Here is a 17,029-nt window from a genome sequence, read left to right as displayed (position 1 = left end):
AACATGAAAGGGTGAGGTTTTTAAAATGAGAAAAATATTTGTAGAAGTCTATGCTCACTTTTCAAAGGAAGGAGAAATAACCCCGATTTCGTTTGTCTGGCTTGATGGAAAAACATACGAAATTGATAAAATCATAGAAAAAAGAAATGCTGCCTCTTTAAAAGCAGGCGGACAAGGCATAAGATATAAAATCCTTGTCCGCTCAAAAATGCTGTATCTCTTTTATGATGAGAATAGGTGGTTTGTAGAATTTACATAGTTTTATGTTTCATCTCTCTAAGCTTATGTACATTTATCAACGGTAGTCTCAGAGGCGGGTTAAACCCTGCTAAAGCTGTGCATGACATAATATATGAACGTGTAAGATGAGTCAAGGTAATTATACCGTTTAATTCCAGCATGTTCTTAAAATCTTCCAATCCAAGTTTTTCTTTTTTCCCAGCAAAACACCCCTCATACACTATATGAATTTTAAATAACTTTTTATTCTTCTTTTTTCCTTCAAATGCCGCTTTAAATTGAACAGTCCCTATATATATCTCATTATTTTCCTCAATTTCCTCAATATCATAATCACACTTAAGTTCCACTTCAATCTCGTCACTTTCTTCTTTTTTTGTCTCAAGTTCAAATTTTACAACACGCGTACTTACAAGTTGAAAATCTGCCTTTAAATTTCCTATTTCTATCAAGCAGCCTCACCTACTTCATTGTTTATAACTTCATCCAATAACTCTTCACTACTTTCCAACCAATTTTCCTCACATTCAGTCTTTTCTCTAAACTCTATCTCAAGTTCAAACCCCAGTTTTTTAGCAATTTCATATAACATTTTTACAGTAGGATTATAATCCCCACTTTCAAGTTTTGACACCATAGCCTGACTAATTCCAAGCTTTTGAGCTAATTCTTTCTGGGAAAGATTATTTTTGATTCTATATTGGATAATCTTTACAGCAATGTCTACCAAAATGTCGTCCAGTTCAAAATACTTTTTATCTTCTTCATTTGTATATTTTTCAACTATTTTGTAGGCTGAAATTAATCTCTTATTATCTAACATTTTTCTCATCTCCCTGCAAACTATTTTTGGCAAACTACTTTTATTATATTATATCCATTTGCACGTGATTTATAATCAATAACCTCTATCTTTCAACTTGTAATTAGTTGTAAGTCCTCATATACAGATTTTAGTTCTTCTATTCGCTCTTCTGCTTTTTCAATCGCATATGAATAACTTTTTGGATTATTTTTTGTGCTCTTACTTTTTTCAGGAAAAGCATTAAGTAATATTACTATTTCTTTTCCTTGCAAAGCAAAAAAAGCAAACAATATTCGAATATTATGAACACCCATCACTCTTAATGAATATAAATAACCGTGCTTGCTTAATCTCTCAAAGCTTTTTTGTTGAATACAATTTTTCTTTAGGTTCTCTAAAAAAATAATTTTCTTTCTAAATTGTTTTCCAAAATCAGTTTCTTTCCCACTTTCACTCAAAATTTCATCTAAATCATCAATTAAAGAAGGATGAGCATATACATAATCGCTCTCGTAATTCTCTACATAAACTATTTTATTAAGCTTATGTAACATTGGATTAAACACCTCAATTATATAACTTATAAGTTATATTGTCAACAACATTCTTGATTTTTTTGCGTTTTCAAGACTTTGACTTCCCACTCCAATCTCATTTAAATTCTTTTAACTTTCTTTTTGGAAAATCCTCTCTCTAATCATAAATATAACTCTTTTATCAACCATTTTCAACAAGAAAAAATTTAGGGATAAGTGCAAATTTGAGCTCTCAATTTTCAGCAATTGCACTTATCCCTACTGTAATTATTTACTGCAATTATTAACTTCTATCTTCAAATTTTAAATTTTATTATATTACCCTTTCACAATCTCTTTTCCCACCTCAAAAGCCCTCTCAAGCACATCCTTTCTTTCATTCACTGCACCAATGGGATTAAGATTGTTAGCACCGATTATCGCCTTTATATCCATTCCCAGTGCATCTTTAAAAAACATAGAGAGCTCTTCCATAACCTTTTGACCATCTGTTCCCCCGCCTTGAGTATATACAAGCACACACCTTTTGCCAGCAGGTATTCTTGGACCTTCTCCAATCTTTAAAAGGGCATAAAGTCTGTCTAAAAAGATTTTTGTCTGGGCAGTTACATAACTCATGTAAATTGGAGAGCCAACAACCAGTGCGTCGGAAGAATACATCGCATCATATATTTTTTGCATGTCGTCTTGCTGTCTGCACATGCCATGTTCCTGACAAAAATTACATCCCTGGCAGGGATGAATATTCAGTTCATTCAATTTAAATATTTCCACCTCAGCGCCTGCCTCTTTTGCACCGCTTAAGATTTTTTCAACCAAAATTTCTGTATTGCCACCTTTGCGCGGACTGCCAATAACGCCTATTACCTTCACTTTAAAATTCCTCCTTTCCAGTGATTACAAATAATATATTATCTGCTGTTAGTATATAATTGCAAGTAGGTACTTTTTTGTGATATACTATACTTTAGGTAACTTTAGAGTAAAAAAAGGAGCTATGTACATTGAAAAACTCAAATGATAACATGCCAGTTTGTCCTGTGGAAATTACGCTGGCTCTGATAGGTAGTAAATGGAAAATTCTTATTTTGAGAGAGCTCTTGCACGGTACAAAAAGGTTTAACCAGCTTCTAAAATCTATAAATGGCATTAGCCAGAAAGTTCTCACACAGCAGCTGCGATCAATGGAAAAAGATGGACTTGTTATTAGAAAGGTTTACCCAGAGGTTCCACCAAGGGTTGAGTACACGCTTACAGAGCTCGGGCTTAGTCTAAAACCTATTCTTGATGCGATGTATGAGTGGGGAGAAAGATATAAAAAAATTAAGGGATAAAACATTACGCTATTACATTTAAAAGCAAAATTCATAAATAGACCTCTCATTGTCCATTGTTAAAAGAGCCTCTTCACATTTTACATCCCTCTATCATATTCTCTAACCATTTCTTTACCTCTGCTACTTTGTTTTCATTTACAAGCAAAACTAAGCAGTCACCAGCCCAAATTTCTGTGTTTCCACGGGGAATTATTTCTCTCCCTCCTCGCCTTACAGCCACCACCAATGTATTTTCCGGCCATTTTATATCTTTTATTTTCTTGTTCTCAATCTGAGAACCTACACTTACAAAAGATTCTAAAACAATCTTAGAATCATGCTGTTTCTTGTAAACACCTACACTTTTGCTCAGTATTCTTTCCAGCAGCTGTTCATATATTGGCTTAGAATTTAAAATATCTGAAACAATATATGATACGAGACATACAATACTTACTGACAAAAGATGAGAAAATGAACCTGTCATCTCTACTATCAATATAATACCAGTCACTGGTGCTTTTACTATTGCCGAAAAATAACCTGCCATTGCAAATATAATCAAATTGGTAATGTATTGTTTATCTATTATAGATAAAATGGTTAAACTTTTTCCATAAATTGCTCCTGTTAAAGCTCCAATAGAAAGTAACGGTAAGAAAATACCACCCGGAGTTGATGACCCATAACTTATCATTGTAAATAGAAACTTTACTATCAGCAGTATTATCAGCATTCTAATACTGTAATTTCTGGTAACCACTTTGCTAATTAAACCATGTCCCCCTCCCAAAACATCGGGCAAAGAATAACCAACCAAACCTGCAATCAAAAAAGCAATTATAGGTCGCAAATTAGCTGGAATAAAAATTAACTTTTGATAAGCTTTTTGGGTTGCTAACAAGACTTTATTAAATAACACACCAAAAATTCCAGTTATTATTCCCAAAATTATAAGAACAAAGTATTTGTCCAGTGGCAATGAAATTAAATCCTTGAATCGAAAGACAGGTCTTAATCCAAAAAAATTTGCAGATACAAAGTCAGCCACGATAGAAGCAACTAAGGCATATACCATAATTAATGGAGAAAAATTCTTGTGAATCTCCTCGAGTGCAAACATCAAACCAGCAAATGGCGCATTAAATGCTGCAGCCAATCCGGCACTGGCACCACATGTAATAAAGAGTCGTTCATCAAGTTTGGATCTTTTCATCAACTTTCCAAAACCCTGTCCAACTGCAGCACCAATTTGAACTGAAGGTCCTTCTCTTCCTAAGGATAACCCCCCTAAAATTCCCACAACAGCACCAAAAAACTTTCCAATTATAACTTTCCACCAACTCATTTCTAATCTTCTTATCAGAATGCCTTTTACTTGAGGAATACCACTGCCAGCTATCATAGGCTCTTTTTGAACCATAAAACCTATGATTAATCCAAATAATATCAGAAAAATGCTCCATATGGGAATCAACCATGGATGTATGTGCAGGAAAGAATATAAACAAAGTGAAAATTGCAACACTTTTTCAATTGCAAGTCTAAACAAAACAATTAAAATGCCTGTCACAAATCCAATAACAGTACTTTCCACTATAATTTTAAAATGAGATAACGACCAGTAATTATGTAGAATACTTTTGGCATCATTATTTGACAACTGTAATCACCATCCTTTTTAATTTTAAAAGAAGGGTAATATAAAAGAGGCTGAACCTAATAAGTTTTTAGGAACAGCCTCTTTTAACTTTCAAATCACTCCACAGTCACACTCTTTGCTAAATTCCTTGGCTTGTCAACATCGCAGCCTCTCTGGACTGCTGTGTAGTATGCAAAAAGCTGCAAAGGTACAACTGTCAAAACTGGTGCTAAAATGTCAAGTGTCCTTGGAATATACAAAACATGGTCTGATACATTTTCTATCTCAGTATTTCCTTCCTGCGCAACAGAAAGCACCACAGCACCACGGGATTTTACCTCTTTTATGTTGCTTACCATCTTTTCAAAAAGCTTCTCTTGCGTTGCAAGCGCAATTACAAATGTTCCGTCTTCAATCAGTGCAATTGTTCCATGTTTTAGCTCACCTGCTGCATATGCTTCTGAGTGAATGTACGAAATCTCTTTAAGCTTTAAAGACCCTTCCATTGCAACCGCAAAGTCTAAGCCTCTTCCTAAATAGAAGATATCCTTTGCATTGAAATGCTCAGATGCATATTTTTGAATATTTTCCCTGTGAGTCAGAACATACTCAACCTTTTCGGGAAGTCTCTTTATTTCATCTCTGATATTTGCAAACTCTTCATAGGAAATTGTTCCAAGCTTTGTCGCAAAGTCAAGTGCAATAAGATACAGGCATATTAGCTGTGTTGTGTAAGCCTTGGTTGATGCAACCGCAATCTCAGGCCCTGCCCATGTATAAAGACAGTCATCTACCTCTCTTGCAATTGATGATCCAACAACATTGACAATTCCCAAAGTGCGTGAACCTCTTGCTTTTGCCTCTCTCATTGCAACAAGAGTATCTATTGTCTCACCCGACTGAGAAATCACAATGGTGAGAGTATTTTCATCCACAATTGGGTCTCTGTATCTAAACTCGCTTGCAATGTCAACCTCAACAGGAATTCTTGTAAGCTTTTCAATGACATGTTTGCCGACAAGTCCTGCATGGTATGCTGTGCCACATGCAACAATAAATATTTTATTAAGCTTTTGCAAATCTTCTTTGGTAATCTTAATTCCATCAAGGTTCACTTCAAAACCACTGTCTGGAAGCCTTCCTGTCAAGGTATCTCTGATAGCTTTGGGTTGCTCCATTATCTCTTTTATCATGAAATGTTCATAGCCGCCCTTTTCTGCACTTGATACATCCCATGTAACATGAAATACCTCTTTTTTAACTGGCTCTTTTTCGGTATTTACAATCTCTACCTTATCTTTTGTCACAATGGCAATCTCATTTTCTTCAAGAATATAGGTATCTCTTGTATACTCCAGTATAGCTGGGATATCTGATGCTATGAAGTTTTCACCCTGCCCTAAACCGACAATCAGGGGACTATCTTTTCTTGCTGCAAGTATCATATCCGGTCTGTCAAGACAAAGAACACCAAGCGCATATGATCCCTGTATCTTTTCAAGAGTCTTTATAAATGCATCTAAAATGTCACCGTCATAGTAATACTCTATAAGATGTGCAACAACCTCAGTGTCTGTATCTGATGCAAAAGTGTAACCCTTTTTTATGAGAAATTCTTTTAGCTTCAAATAGTTCTCAATGATTCCGTTGTGAACAATTGCAATCTTGCCGCTTTGACTCACATGGGGGTGCGAATTTTCATCAGACGGCTCACCGTGTGTTGCCCATCTTGTATGACCAATCCCAACAAAACCTTCAATGGGATTCTGATTTAGCTTCTCTTCCAAAACAGTAAGTCTTCCTTTTGTCTTTACTATGTCAATCTTTGATTTATCTATATCGATAACTGCCACACCGGCAGAATCGTATCCCCTGTACTCAAGTCTTTTAAGTCCAGAGAGCAAAATAGGAACACAGTTTTTTGTGCCAACATAGCCAACAATTCCGCACATTGTTTTTGTCCTCCTCTTGAGCTTTATATTTAATTTCCAAGCTGCTAATTTATCATAGCAAATACAAGGATATAAGCCTTTTTTCTTTCTGCCTTTGTCCCAGAAGTTGCCTTCCGGGGTTTGTAGCAGAAAGTTACGAGGGAAAAAGGCAAAACCCCGCTGGGGCACCCGCCGAAAACCTCGATTCTCCCCAGTCCTCGTCAACCTCTGGAAAAAATGCGCAAAGGCAATAGCGCTATAATTTCCAGAGGTCCTGGCGCTTTGAAAAAGCCTTTTGTAAAAAAGGCCTTTTTAACTTAGCTTAGAAAGTTTTATGAAAGCCTTGACTCAATCAAGCTTGCAAGCTCGTGGGCATCTTTTTTAATCTCTTCATAGTCTTCACCTTCAATCATTACCCTGATTAAAGGCTCTGTGCCAGATGGTCTTATCAAGACTCTTCCTTTACCGTTTAACTTTTCTTCAACCTTTTTGATTGCCTCTAAAATTACAGGGTCTTTTGAATAAAGGTCTTTCTTGCCATTTTCAACCTTAGCGTTTACAAGCACTTGAGGATATACCTTCATGATCTTTGCAAGGTCAGAAAGCTTCTTACCACTTTCTTTAATAAGCTTTGTCAGCTGAAGGCTTGTCAAGATTCCATCGCCTGTTGTTGCAAAGTCCAAAAGGATTATGTGGCCTGACTGCTCGCCGCCAATTGAATACCCGCCTTCAAGCATCTTTTCTAAAACATACCTGTCTCCAACTTTTGTAACTTCGAGGTTGATGCCAAGTTCTTTTGCTGCAACAAAAAGTCCCATGTTGCTCATGACTGTCACAACCAGGGTGTTGCGTTGGAGCTTGCCCTGCTGTTTTAAATTTTGTGCCAAAAGAAGCATTATTTTATCGCCATCAACAATACTGCCCTCTTCATCAACAAAAAGCGTCCTGTCTGCATCACCATCATATGCAATGCCAAAGTCAGCTTTGTTTTTAACAACTTCTTGCTGCAACATTTTAAGGTGTGTAGAGCCACACTCTTTGTTGATGTTTGTACCATCTGGCTGGTTGTTTATTACTACAACCTCTGCACCAAGTTCTTCAAAAACCTCTGGAGCTATCTTATATGCTGCACCATTTGCACAGTCAATGACAATCTTAAGCCCTTTGAAGCTTGCACCATTTAATGTCGATTTTAAGTATTCTTGATAGTTTTTTTTAAGATCAACTCTATTTACCCTGCCTATTGCATCAAATTGAGCGTGTGGAACCTCATTCCATTTTCTGTTTAAAATAATGTCCTCAATTTTTTCTTCAATCTGGTCAGAAAGCTTGAAGCCCTGAGAATTAAAAAACTTAATACCGTTGAATTCATAAGGATTGTGTGATGCGGAGATCATAATCCCTGCATCAAATCCGTGGGATTTTACCAAGTGAGCTATTGCAGGTGTTGTAATAACTCCTGCCAAGTACACATCTGCTCCGACAGATGTAAGTCCAGCACAAAGTGCAGCTTCCAGCATATCACATGAGATCCTTGTGTCCTTCCCAATTAAAATTTTGGGCTTTTGCTTAGTTTCAGTGAGCACATACGCTCCAGCCCTTCCCAAGTCAAACGCAAGTTCGCATGTAAGTTCTTTATTTGCAACGCCTCTCACACCATCTGTCCCAAAAAGTTTTCCCATTCTCGTCCCCCTTTCATATGAAAGTGATTTATTACTTTATCTATTATATACCTATGTTCGAAAAATAACAATGTGAACATTTATTTTAAAGACAAAAAAGCTGCCGTAGAAAACTTTCCAGGCATCAAGAATAAACTTCTTATCTCAAGTACTCTTTGAGTTTCAAATTTACTTTCCTTATCCCCTCAACCACAAGCTTTGCAATCTCATAAGCACCATACATATTAAAGTGCGTATTGTCCTCTACACCTTCAGGAAACTGGGGATACTCCCCCGGCTTTGCATGGACAAAGAGCTTTTTTGACTCTTCAACCCCAAGTTTTTCAAAAAGCTGGGAACTCATTTGAAGCAAATCAATCAGAAAAACATTTTCTTCCTCTGCCAACTCCCTCATAGCCTTAGGATAATCAAAATGAAGTCCGCTACCAACAATTTTTCCATTTTCATCAAAATGTCTTCGTGCAACAGGTGTTATTAAAACCGGCACAGCTCCTCTTTTTCGTGCTTCATCTATATAAACTTTTAGCATTATTTTATATGTGGTATTCGCCTCAGTATATCTTTTATCATCCTTCTGGTCGTTGTGACCAAACTGGATGAAAAGATAATCACCCTCTTTTATATTCTCAAGTATTTTTGTCAGTCTTCCTTCTTCGATAAAACTTTTAGAGGATCTTCCAGAATATGCATGATTGGAAACTGAAACTCCTTTTTTGAAAAAGCAGCCAAGTGCCTGACCCCAACCAGCATAAGGCAAATTTTCCTGGTCACACACAGTAGAGTCTCCTGCAAGATAAATAACAATAGGATTTTGGGCTTCTTTAACTTCTATACTACAAACCTCCGCTCCATCAGTTTCAATTTCAAAAATTATCTTTTCATTCTTCACATTTACTGTAAACTCCTCTTCATATACATTTCCCTTTTTAATTTGCGCGTCCTTTATCATAAGTCTTCTTGGAAAAACCATTACGGTCGCACTTGCAATATCTTTTTTAAAATTTTTGAGGACAAGCTTAACATCGTAATTACCATTTGGAACATCTACTCTGAACTTAAACGTTTCAAAACCATAGCCTTTATCCTTACTGTAAAGCGTGCTACCACTGACATTTATAAAATCATTTTTTACAATGGGCTCAAAATTGAATTTCAATATCATTAAAAAACACTCCTCTGTTTTTCAAATTTCATTTATATCTATTTTATCCTCAATATCAAAGCTATTCAACACAATAACACAATATTTCTTTACATATTGCCATTGAATTCTTCTTGACTTCTTCTTTAAAAACCTGTCTTTGTGCACAATACCCAATTAAATTTGTGCATATTAACTATTTTTAAAAAGCTAATTTGATTGTGATTAGTTCAGATGTTATAATAATTTCAAGAGGTGTTATATTAAAATTTAATATCAAAAGGAGTGTGAGACTTTTTTCCCACAAGAATCAAACATATTCCTCATAATATCTACAAGAAGGTGGAAAACGGATGCAACTTGCTATATCTGGACCTTTCAGAGCTCTGAGACACAAAAACTACCGGTATTACTGGTTTGGGCAGGCAATATCGGTGATTGGTTCATGGATGCAGAACATGGCAATGCAGTGGCTGGCTTTAGAGCTTACAAATTCAGCATTGCTTCTAAGTATTGTCACAGCATCTGAGCAGGTCCCTGTTATGATTCTTTCCCTTTTTGCCGGTGCAATCTTGGACAGAAAGCAGAAAAAAAGAGTAATTCTGATCACTCAAAGCCTTCTTTTATTCTTTGCCTTTGTTTTATTTTTGATTACATACACAGATGTTGTTCAGTACTGGCACTTAGTGGTTTTAGCCCTTATGAGAGGAGTTGTTACAACATTTGACAATCCCGCAAGGCAATCTTACATGATAATTCTCGTTGGAAAAGAGGACTTGCCAAACGCTGTTGGTCTTAATTCTATGATTTTCAACCTTGCAAGAATCATAGGTCCTGCTGTCGCAAGCTTGGTAATATCAACAGTTGGAATTGAAATGTGTTTTTTGGCAAACGCTATAAGTTTTGTGCCAGTCATTATAGGCGTATTTCTGATTGACGCCAAAGAGCCTCAAAAAGAGGAAAATGGTAAAAGTGTTTTTGCAGAGGTGATAGAAGGGCTCAAGTATGTGTATAAGACAAAAGTACTTCTGAGAGCAATATCGCTTGTTTTAATCATGGGCACATTCATACTCAATTTTAACGTTCTTATCCCTGTGTATGCAAAACTTGCTCTGGGCAGAAATGAAACAGGTTTTGGACTTTTGATGTCATCGATGGGAATTGGATCACTTATAGGCGCATTTTTGACAGCTACAAGAAGAAAGGAAAAGATTAATCTTAATCTTCTTTTTAAATTCATTCTTTCTGTTTCACTGGTTTACATTCTTCTGGGAATAAACAAAAGCTATAAAGTTGCTTGCGTGCTATTTGTGCTTGTTGGGCTTCTTGCAATAAGTTTTAACACAAGCGCAAACGCACTTTTGCAGCTTTCATCAAGTGACGAGTTCAGAGCAAGAGTACTGAGTATTTACTTTCTTTGCAATGCTGGCACAACACCAATTGGCAATCTATTTACAGGTACAATTTCACAAAAAATCTCTCCCTGGGCTGGGTTTTATATATCCGGCCTGGTTACTATAGTTTTAACCACAATGGTTCTTATCACCACATTTAAGAGAAGGTCCCTTGAGAAAACTAAATAATCTTAATCAGCACCATCAAAAACGGCATTATTACAACCGAAAACACAGTGGAATATGTAATCATAGCAGTAGCGAATTCATAGTCACCATTATATACTCTTGAAATTATAGCTGAATTTACCATCACAGGCATTGCAGACATTATGATAAACACATCTCGCATGAGTTTGGGAACGGGAATAAAATGTGAAAGAAGCCATGTAATAAAAGGCGTAACAAGGAATCTTCCTGCAAACACTAAAATGCTATCTTTGTCTAACCTGAAATTTTTAAACCCCATCTCGTACATTGTTATACCCACACAGAAGATGGAAAGGGGGGTGGTAAGCCCTCCTACCATTTTAAAACTGTCAAATATAAATTTTGGAAGCTTTATCTGCAAAAGTACAAGACCAACTCCTATTAAAAATCCAATCAAAGGCGGGTTAAATATGCGCTTTAGAGTATCTATACTCAAAACCTTTTGATTTTCGGTTTTGTTGTCTCGGATAATCCCATATACACCCAATGTCCACCATATCGTAGTGTTTGCCATGTAATAAAGTAAAGTATAAGGTGTTGCGACATCTCCAAAAAGCGCAAGAGACATAGGAAGCCCCACAAATATCGAATTTGAAAGCGAAAATATGGCTGCAAAAAGACCCCTTCTGTGAGCTTTTACATTTGTAATCCTTGCAAGCATCACAGCCACACTGTAAGAAAGCAAAATTGATAAAAATGGAATTAAAAGCCCTTGTGCTGAATGTTCAAGCTCACTTTTTGTAAATGTTGAGGTGAGGTTTGCTATCATATAAAGCGGCAGCGAGACATTTACAACAACCTTTGCAAAAAGGTCTGATACTTTTGAGTCAAACCACCTGTACTTTGCAAGAAAATACCCGAGCATAAGAACAAATAAAATCACCAGTACTCCCTGAATGGCATTGATAAATGTATGCAGCAACGTTCTGACCCCCTCTTGAAATTTCGGTCAAAAAATCAGTATGGTTTTCAAAATATTATACCATTAAAAATCTGATAGGTAGATAATATTTAATTGTAAATGCTTAGGGTCAAAAAGTCAACATAATTAAATAAAAATCCAATGTTTTATTTAAGGATTTTTGAATATATTTTATGGTTTTTAAATCTAAACTCGTTCAAAACGACAACATTTTGTTAAACAATTATCTTAAAATTTTCGCTTCAAACTTAAAATAATCCACTTTAATTTATTACATTTTGCTGTTATAATTAAGTTCAAAGTAGTAGAAATAATGAACAATATTGTGGGAGGTTTAAGATGGAGAAAGAATTTCAGTTCTGGGAAAAGATTAAAGACATAACCTATCAGTATCTTGATTTTACCCTAAATTACAGGCAGAGCGGGCATCCTGGCGGTTCTCACTCAAAAGCTCATATGTTAATAAGCCTTTTGTTTGGAAAAAAGATGATATATGATATCAGAAAACCAGAATACAGATTCAACGACAGACTAATTCTTTCTGCTGGACATACCATACCAATAATCTACTCACTCTTTGCTGTCATTGGGGATGCTTTTGATGAAATGTACAGGCAAACAAAAGATGTAAAATATTTAATTGCTGAAGATAAACTTGTAAGATATTATGATTTATTAACCTTTAGACACAACAAAGGACTTCCTGGTCATGCAGAGTCAAGCGGAAAAACACTGCTTTTGAAATTCAACACAGGACCTTCTGCCCATGGCCTTCCTGCATCTGTAGGGCAAGCTTTAGCACTCAAAAAGGCAGGACTTCAAAATGTAAAGGTGTTCTTGATTGAAGGCGAAGGTGCGCTGACAGCCGGCGCTACTCATGAGTCTCAAAACGGTGCATGGGCATATGGCCTTGGAAATCTTTTCTGGCTTTTGGACTGGAACGATTTTGGAATAGATGACAGACCTTTTTCTTCTGTTGTGTACGGCACACCTGATGAGTGGTTTTCTGCCCATGGCTGGAAGGTTTGTGGAACAATGAACGGTCACAGCTGGAATGATGTCTATAGCACAATCAAAAAAGCAGTGGAAGAAGCAAATGAGAATACTCCTAATCTCATGTGGTTTAAGACCAAAAAAGGATATGAATATGGCGTATATGACAACAAATCGCACGGTGTGCCGCACAAGAAAAACTCAGAGATTTTCTGGGAGACAAGAAAACCTTTCATGGAAAAGTACGGAGTTGAGTTTGTAGGTTTTGGAAAACCAGCACCATCTAACCCGGATGAAGAGAGAAAACAATGGGAAGAAAACCTTAAGATCATAAACAGAGTGCTTACATCAGATGAGGAGCTTGTTAAGTATATCACAGACACGCTTGTTGAGATTGCAGAAGCTCTGCCAAAAGATGCTCCTTCGACATTTGTTCTAAACCAAAATCCATATAAAGACCCGGCTATCTATGATTACAAAAACTATCCTGACTGGCTTTTTGCAAAGCCGGGCGAAAATGTTCCAAACAGAGCAGCTTTAGCAAAATGGGGAATGTATATAAACGGTGTGGTCGGCAGAAAATATGGAAGACCTCTTATCATTGCAACATCTGCCGACCTTACAGAGTCTACAAACCTTCACGGATTTGGACTTGGAAAAGACGACTTTGCCGGATTTGGAGTGTATGACAGAGAAAAAAATAGAAATGGAGCAATTTTGCCATCTGCAATCACAGAGTTCTTGAACGCCGGTGTGTGTGCTGGTTTAGCAACTGTCAACCTTAGCGAAAATCCATATGAGGATTTTAACGGTTTTTGGGCTATAACATCAACATATGGATCTTTTATGTATCTCAAATATGGCGCAATAAGACTTTTCTCCCAGATGGCACAAGACTCTCCAGTAAAGTTTGGCAAAGTTATCTGGGTTGCCGGCCACTCTGGACCAGAGACTGCTGAAGATTCAAGGACACATTTTGGGATTTTTGAACCTGGAGTTTTGCAGCTTTTACCGAAAGGAAAGATTATAAATCTTTACCCGTGGGAACACAATGAAGTGCCGGTTTTGCTAGCAGCTGCACTTGCAACTGACATAAACAACATTGCATTGCACCTTACAAGACCACCAATTGAAATACCTGACAGAAGCGCACTTGGTATTCCGTCACATTTTGAAGCCGCAAAAGGAGCGTATATCATAAATGATTTTGACCCAAATAGAAGAAAGGACGGAACGATAATTGTCAGGGGCACAAGCACAACCTACAATTTAATAAAGCTTCTGCCTCAGCTTAGAAAAGATTTTAACCTCAAGATAATTGCTGCACCAAGCTTTGAACTTTTCATGATGCAGGAAGATGAGTACAGAAATAAGGTGCTGCCGCTTGAAGACTGGATGGACTCCATGGTAATCACAAACGAGAGCAAAAAGCTCATGCATGACTGGATATTTTCAAAAGTGTCTGAAGAGTACTCACTTTCAAGCGACTGGGATAATCAGTGGCGAACAGGTGGAACAGTTGATGAGATATTAAAAGAAGCGCACCTTGATTGCGACAGCATTTACAGCGGCATTGAAAGGTTTGTAAAGGACAGAGAAAAAAGAATTGCAAAGCTAAAAAGTATTTTATAAACCCCCAGCAATGTTGCTTCTTTGAAAAAATTTTGAGCGGGATGAGAAGAAATCTTAATCTTCTCCCTCCCGCTCTTTTTTATTGTGGTTTGTTAAGCTCTCTGAACTTGTTTGGAGACACACCTTCAAACTTCTTGAAAGCCTTGGTAAATCCACTTACCTCTGTGTATCCTATCATCTTCGCAATCTGAGACACGGAATAGTCGGTTGTCAGAAGAAGTTCTTTTGCTCTGTTCATTCTCAGGTTCTGGATATAGTCGCTTATGTTCTGTCCGGTCTTTTCTTTGAATATTGCTGAAAGATACTGCGGAGTTATATTGAACTTATCTGCGATTGTTGAAAGTGATATCTCTGAGCTTGAATATTGCTGGTGGATATACTCCAAAATATTTGAAATCAAGTCATTGCCCATTTTCTGTTTATTTACTATCACACTTTCAGCCAAAATTCTATAATCTTCTTGCAACGCCTGAAGAACCTTTTTTGGATTTTTCTCATCAATGATTAATCTCATTACTTTTTCTGGCTCAGGTTTTTGATCATCTCCGACCGTGTTTGGAATGCTATTTAAAAGCTGATAATACAATCCGTAAAGATATATAAGTATCATCTTTGCCATGTGAGGAGAATTCGCAGCTGTGATATGACAGCGGATATCTTCAAACACCTCATAAATCCCTTCTACTTTTCCTTCTTTTACAGAGTTTATAATCCTGTTTTCAATGTCCTTGGGCAAAAATTCTTTCTCTGAAGTTATATCTTGAGAAAGCTCAGAAAACTTGAAAATCTTCATGTTAGGTTTTACAAATTTCAATGAAAGAACCTTTTCTGCCTGCTCATATGCAAACTTTAAATTTACTATACCCAAAACCTCCCCACTTATACCTACAGACACAAATATTGTAAAGTTCTTCTCCAAAAATTCAATCATGTTCTCAAACAGGCTTGAAAGTTTTGGCAAGCTTTGTTCAAAGCTATCTTTAATCTCCACGATTACACTGAGCTTTGTCCTTGAAAATAGCACATTCCAGTGTTTAAAGTTATTTGTATCCAAAAGCTCATCCAAAACATTTGTGACAACAAGGGTCACAAGAGCATACTCACTGTCACTCTCACCCTTTATAAACCCAGAGCAGTCATCAATCTCAACTAAACACACCACAAACTTGCCACTTTGTTTTTCCATACTCAAGGTTTTTAGCTCCAGATCCCCTATACTTTCGGGCAAAATACCGCCCACCAAAAGCTGGTATAAAAGGTTGTTCTTTATGATAGGTGTAAACCGCGTAATTTGTCTTTTCATCTCTTCTTCCTTTGAAAGAGTGTGGACAACAAGGTCTCTTATTACGTCAAACTCGCTTTTTGTGCTCTTGAGATCTTTGTTTTCATTATTAGATTGCAAAAGACTTTTGATCTCACTGAGAGGTCTGTAATTCTGCACGCTAAAGAAAAATATAAGTATGCTGCTAATAACGCTCATAAGTCCAAGAAGAAGCAAGCTCAAGTTTCGAATTTTTCTTATCTCTTCAAAGAAACTGTCAACAGGCACCATCGATATGTATTTCCAGCCATAGAGTGGTGAAATGGTATAATAGACTATCCACTTCTGCCCATCTAATTTGAACTCTCTTATACTAAAGTCATTGTAAATAGAAAAATTAATTTTTGGTAAAGATATATTTTGCTTTTCTGCAGAAACCTTGAGAACTTGATTGTTATTCCTATCCAAAATCCACATGATACCTTTAGGATAGCTTATAATCTCTTTCATGAGGTTTACAATCTTGCTCTGATCAATGATGACAAACACATTTGCGTTTTTACCATCAATAATCCATCTTGAAAGTGTATTTGCAAACATTATTGTAGAAAGCTTTTTATAATCAGCTTTTATCTCAAAAGAAGGTATGTACTGCATCTTGTACTCGCCGTTTAAAAATTTAAGCCATTTTTCATAGCTCATATCAAGTGGCCTGTTTATGTATGTATAGTAGTTATAAGGTGTTGTTGTATACGATGGTCCTATAATAAGGTTCTCAGAAGGAATGTATATAAAAGCATCTAAAATGTAAGAATTTTTATATGTCTGTGAATATATCTCCCTGCAAAGGTTTCTAATATTAAGGAGTCTATCACTGCTGTCAAGCGCTTCTTTTGCTTCTGGAAGGAAAATAAAATAGTAAGGGTTTAAGTTTATCCAGTCAGCAAGAGATTCTACTGACTTTACAACCTCGTTTTCAACCTTGTCTTCGAGCTGGGTGAGGGTTGTCTTGTTGTATCTATATAAACTGCTCATCATGATCTCTTTTACACTGAAATATGCTCCAATTCCTATGAAAAGAGGAATGATAAAAATGACAAGATATGAAAAGACAAACCGCCACAAGATTTTCTTAAACATCCTTAAAAAAATCCTCCTCAAAAAAATAAATTCGTAAGCCCTTCTTTTTTGGGCAATTTCAATTATAATACAAGCAATATAGAAAAGCAATGAAACAAATTGCAAAGAAAATATAAATCATGAGTACATTTTTAAGAAGCTTAATATTGTCCTTTCAATCTTAATATTTTCCTCTTCCAAAAAG

At 36.4% G+C, this 17,029-nt stretch carries 14 protein-coding genes; 4 read left to right on the top strand and 10 right to left on the bottom strand.

Annotation, left to right across the window (positions count from 1 at the left end):
* Nucleotides 1-25 precede the first annotated feature (25 nt).
* Nucleotides 26-259, top strand: a complete 234-nt coding sequence (locus CALHY_RS01070; RefSeq protein ID WP_013402178.1) for a hypothetical protein — start codon at nt 26-28, stop codon at nt 257-259.
* On the opposite strand, the gene CALHY_RS01065 is transcribed toward CALHY_RS01070, so the two are convergent.
* The 4 genes from CALHY_RS01065 to CALHY_RS01050 form a co-directional block, all read right to left on the bottom strand.
* Entirely contained in the window at nt 252-692 is a 441-nt protein-coding gene (locus tag CALHY_RS01065; RefSeq protein ID WP_013402177.1) for a protein-export chaperone SecB, read from the bottom strand. The genes CALHY_RS01070 and CALHY_RS01065 overlap by 8 nt on opposite strands.
* Nucleotides 689-1,063: a helix-turn-helix domain-containing protein gene (locus CALHY_RS01060; protein ID WP_013402176.1), complete on the bottom strand. Its 375-nt coding sequence runs from the start codon at nt 1,061-1,063 to the stop codon at nt 689-691. Before CALHY_RS01060 ends, CALHY_RS01065 begins: the two co-directional genes overlap by 4 nt.
* A 92-nt stretch (nt 1,064-1,155) precedes the next feature.
* Nucleotides 1,156-1,599: a type II toxin-antitoxin system RelE/ParE family toxin gene (locus tag CALHY_RS01055; protein WP_013402175.1), complete on the bottom strand. Its 444-nt coding sequence runs from the start codon at nt 1,597-1,599 to the stop codon at nt 1,156-1,158.
* A 300-nt stretch (nt 1,600-1,899) separates the two neighbouring features.
* Nucleotides 1,900-2,454, bottom strand: coding sequence for a flavodoxin family protein (locus tag CALHY_RS01050; RefSeq protein ID WP_013402174.1), 555 nt, complete (start codon nt 2,452-2,454; stop codon nt 1,900-1,902).
* Between the two features lie 131 nt (nt 2,455-2,585).
* Between CALHY_RS01050 and CALHY_RS01045 the strand changes: the two genes are divergently transcribed.
* Entirely contained in the window at nt 2,586-2,915 is a 330-nt protein-coding gene (locus CALHY_RS01045; RefSeq protein ID WP_013402173.1) for a winged helix-turn-helix transcriptional regulator, read from the top strand.
* Nucleotides 2,916-2,988: 73 nt separating this feature from the next.
* Here CALHY_RS01045 and CALHY_RS01040 read toward each other — a convergent pair whose 3' ends face one another.
* The 4 genes from CALHY_RS01040 to CALHY_RS01025 all read right to left on the bottom strand — a co-directional run bounded on the left by CALHY_RS01040 (nt 2,989) and on the right by CALHY_RS01025 (nt 9,314).
* Complete coding sequence (locus CALHY_RS01040; protein ID WP_013402172.1) at nt 2,989-4,560, bottom strand: ClC family H(+)/Cl(-) exchange transporter; 1,572 nt, start codon at nt 4,558-4,560, stop codon at nt 2,989-2,991.
* A 95-nt stretch (nt 4,561-4,655) separates the two neighbouring features.
* Nucleotides 4,656-6,491 carry a glutamine--fructose-6-phosphate transaminase (isomerizing) gene (gene glmS, locus CALHY_RS01035; RefSeq protein ID WP_013402171.1) on the bottom strand — a complete coding sequence of 612 codons (1,836 nt, stop codon included), beginning with the start codon at nt 6,489-6,491 and terminating at the stop codon, nt 4,656-4,658.
* A gap of 311 nt (nt 6,492-6,802) precedes the next feature.
* Nucleotides 6,803-8,152: a phosphoglucosamine mutase gene (gene glmM / locus CALHY_RS01030; protein WP_013402170.1), complete on the bottom strand. Its 1,350-nt coding sequence runs from the start codon at nt 8,150-8,152 to the stop codon at nt 6,803-6,805.
* A gap of 139 nt (nt 8,153-8,291) precedes the next feature.
* Complete coding sequence (locus CALHY_RS01025) at nt 8,292-9,314, bottom strand: rhamnogalacturonan acetylesterase (RefSeq protein WP_013402169.1); 1,023 nt, start codon at nt 9,312-9,314, stop codon at nt 8,292-8,294.
* A 332-nt stretch (nt 9,315-9,646) separates the two neighbouring features.
* Between CALHY_RS01025 and CALHY_RS01020 the strand changes: the two genes are divergently transcribed.
* The gene (locus CALHY_RS01020; RefSeq protein WP_013402168.1) at nt 9,647-10,876 is read left to right on the top strand and encodes an MFS transporter; all 1,230 of its coding nucleotides are present in this window, start codon (nt 9,647-9,649) and stop codon (nt 10,874-10,876) included.
* On the opposite strand, the gene CALHY_RS01015 is transcribed toward CALHY_RS01020, so the two are convergent.
* Nucleotides 10,869-11,819: an AEC family transporter gene (locus CALHY_RS01015; RefSeq protein ID WP_013402167.1), complete on the bottom strand. Its 951-nt coding sequence runs from the start codon at nt 11,817-11,819 to the stop codon at nt 10,869-10,871. The genes CALHY_RS01020 and CALHY_RS01015 overlap by 8 nt on opposite strands.
* 339 nt (nt 11,820-12,158) lie before the next feature.
* Here CALHY_RS01015 and CALHY_RS01010 point away from each other — a divergent pair, with 339 nt between their 5' ends.
* On the top strand, nt 12,159-14,444 hold the full coding sequence (locus CALHY_RS01010) for a transketolase family protein (protein ID WP_013402166.1): 2,286 nt from the start codon (nt 12,159-12,161) through the stop codon (nt 14,442-14,444).
* Between the two features lie 79 nt (nt 14,445-14,523).
* On the opposite strand, the gene CALHY_RS01005 is transcribed toward CALHY_RS01010, so the two are convergent.
* Nucleotides 14,524-16,845, bottom strand: a complete 2,322-nt coding sequence (locus tag CALHY_RS01005) for a helix-turn-helix domain-containing protein (protein ID WP_013402165.1) — start codon at nt 16,843-16,845, stop codon at nt 14,524-14,526.
* Nucleotides 16,846-17,029 lie beyond the last annotated feature (184 nt).

This window comes from Caldicellulosiruptor hydrothermalis 108 (genome assembly GCF_000166355.1).
Taxonomy (GTDB): Bacteria; Bacillota; Thermoanaerobacteria; order Caldicellulosiruptorales; family Caldicellulosiruptoraceae; genus Caldicellulosiruptor; species Caldicellulosiruptor hydrothermalis.
The sequence above is the reverse complement of the archived record's forward strand: the minus strand, read 5'-3'. Positions and strand labels throughout refer to the sequence as shown.

Coding starts and splice junctions, on each gene's coding strand:
- CALHY_RS01055 (WP_013402175.1), bottom strand. CDS start 1,599: ATGTTACATAAGCTTAATAAAATAGTTTATGTAGAGAATTACGAGAGC.
- CALHY_RS01020 (WP_013402168.1), top strand. CDS start 9,647: ATGCAACTTGCTATATCTGGACCTTTCAGAGCTCTGAGACACAAAAAC.
- CALHY_RS01070 (WP_013402178.1), top strand. CDS start 26: ATGAGAAAAATATTTGTAGAAGTCTATGCTCACTTTTCAAAGGAAGGA.
- glmM (WP_013402170.1), bottom strand. CDS start 8,152: ATGGGAAAACTTTTTGGGACAGATGGTGTGAGAGGCGTTGCAAATAAA.
- CALHY_RS01005 (WP_013402165.1), bottom strand. CDS start 16,845: ATGTTTAAGAAAATCTTGTGGCGGTTTGTCTTTTCATATCTTGTCATT.
- CALHY_RS01010 (WP_013402166.1), top strand. CDS start 12,159: ATGGAGAAAGAATTTCAGTTCTGGGAAAAGATTAAAGACATAACCTAT.
- CALHY_RS01025 (WP_013402169.1), bottom strand. CDS start 9,314: ATGATATTGAAATTCAATTTTGAGCCCATTGTAAAAAATGATTTTATA.
- glmS (WP_013402171.1), bottom strand. CDS start 6,491: ATGTGCGGAATTGTTGGCTATGTTGGCACAAAAAACTGTGTTCCTATT.
- CALHY_RS01060 (WP_013402176.1), bottom strand. CDS start 1,063: ATGTTAGATAATAAGAGATTAATTTCAGCCTACAAAATAGTTGAAAAA.